Below are 1,772 nucleotides of genomic sequence, written 5' to 3'. Positions count from 1 at the left end.
GTCGGGCGCGCCTTTCACCAGAGCGGGGAACCCCTTGGTGTAAAATTGGAGACCGGGCCAGAAAAGCACGATGGTCGTCAGCACGAACTGGATCATCCAGCTGGCCTGATGGCCGATCGTGCGGCCGATCATCTCGTGCATTCCCGGCACGAGATGCGCCCCCATCTCAAGCAGGAACACGGGCAAGGCCAGCGCCGCTGCGAAAGCGGTCCGGCGGGCGAGCGCACGGGCCTCGCCTTCCTTGCGCGCGCCGCGATCCTCCGCGATGCCGTCGTCGGCCAATTCGGCCGGATAGCCCGCCGCCTCGGCGGCCTTCAGAAGTTCGACCGGGCCGGTCGCGCCCTCGACATAGGTGACGGTCGCGGTTTCCAACGCGAGGTTGACATTGACTTCGCTCACCCCTGCCACTGCCGCGAGCGCCTTGTCGACGCGACCGACACAGGAGGCGCAGGACATGGATGTCACGTTCAGGCGCATGGTCTGAGTACGGGCGGGATAGCCGGCATTGTCCAGCGCCGCAACTATTTCGGGGATCCGGGCATCCGAGTCAATCCGGGCATGCGCCATCTCGGCGGCCAAGTTCACGTTCACCTCGTCGACCCCGGGCAATGCTGAAAGCGCGCGCTCGACCCGCCCGACGCAGGACGCACAGGACATGTTCTGAACAGAAAAACGCAACTCTCTAGGGCTTGGCATGGACATCTCCTTCATCTCCCATTTCTAATGTGGGGATTCCACCCGCTGGAAGGTCAACAGCATCGGGACATTTTTTTGCCCTTGACCTTCCCATGCGGGAAGCACGCATCTAATGCCGAGAACTGGAGGAAACAGATATGCGCAGCTTCAAGGTTCCGGATATGAGTTGCGGCCATTGCACCGCAACGATCGAAAAGGCGATCAACGCGATAGACCCAACAGCGTCCGTGACCTGCGACACAGGCACGCGACAAGTTGATGTCGAGAGCATACTGAACGAGCGTGCCCTGACCGAGGCCATCCGAAATGCCGGTTACGGTGTCACGGCTGCTTCGGTGACCTGAAGATCACCGGCGCCGGGCAATTCCGGCGCCGGTTCTCTATCATCGCGTGGGGGTTCATCCCATTTCGCGGGCCTCATCAACCAAGGCTTCCAGTTGGTCTTGTTCGACCAAACCAGCAACCAGGTTGTCGCCGATCACGAATGACGGTCTACCGTTGAAGTCCAATGCCTGCGCCAGCCGCATTGATTCGTCGATGTGCCACTGGACCTCCGGCGCCTCCATATCCGACCGCAGCTGGTCCACGTCTAGGCCGGTTTCTTCGGCAGCCCGCAGGACAGACGCCTCTTGCGCACGTTCCTCAATGCCCATCAGCGCCCGGTGGAATTCTTCATACTTGTCCTGATTGCGTACCGCCAAGGCTGCCTTTGCCGCAAAGACCAACCCGTCGCCTAATATCGGCCATTCGCGAACGACGAGCCGCACATTCGGGTGCGCTCTGATCAAACCTTCGACTTCCGACATGGCCCTGCGGCAATAGGGACAGTTGTAGCCGTAAAGCTCCACAACGGTGACGTCCCCGTCAGGATTGCCCAGAAACGGCGCGTTCGGATCCTGTTCCAAGAGCTCGCGTTGTTCCTTGAGCACGTCCGCCGTGGCCTCTGCCTGCGCGGTCGCTTCCTGCTGTTCGAGAAGCTGCACCGCTTCCATGATGATCTGGGGGTTTTCCAGAATCGCTTCCAAGGCCAGTTCCTTGACGCGTTCCTCGCTCAGCTCCTGTGCGAACGCGGAAAG

At 60.9% G+C, this 1,772-nt stretch carries 3 protein-coding genes; 1 reads left to right on the top strand and 2 read right to left on the bottom strand.

Annotated features, from left to right (window positions below):
• A partial coding sequence (locus tag RID11_RS15565; protein WP_350140819.1) for a heavy metal translocating P-type ATPase occupies window positions 1-696 on the bottom strand: 696 nt, incomplete at its 3' end.
• A 137-nt stretch (window positions 697-833) separates the two neighbouring features.
• On the opposite strand from RID11_RS15565, the gene RID11_RS15560 reads away from it, so the two are divergent.
• Window positions 834-1,040 (top strand): heavy-metal-associated domain-containing protein, encoded by a 207-nt coding sequence (locus RID11_RS15560; RefSeq protein ID WP_350140817.1) that lies wholly within the window; start codon window positions 834-836, stop codon window positions 1,038-1,040.
• Between the two features lie 54 nt (window positions 1,041-1,094).
• On the opposite strand, the gene RID11_RS15555 is transcribed toward RID11_RS15560, so the two are convergent.
• Window positions 1,095-1,772, bottom strand: a 678-nt coding sequence (locus RID11_RS15555; RefSeq protein WP_350140815.1) for a DsbA family protein, incomplete at its 5' end; no start/stop codon positions are given.

It is taken from the genome of Roseovarius sp. (assembly GCF_040219995.1).
In the GTDB taxonomy this organism is placed as follows: Bacteria; Pseudomonadota; Alphaproteobacteria; order Rhodobacterales; family Rhodobacteraceae; genus Roseovarius.
This window is presented reverse-complemented; position numbering and strand designations above follow the sequence as displayed.

Excerpts from the sequence above, each read along its gene's own strand:
- RID11_RS15560 (WP_350140817.1), top strand. The coding sequence starts at position 834 with ATGCGCAGCTTCAAGGTTCCGGATATGAGTTGCGGCCATTGCACCGCA.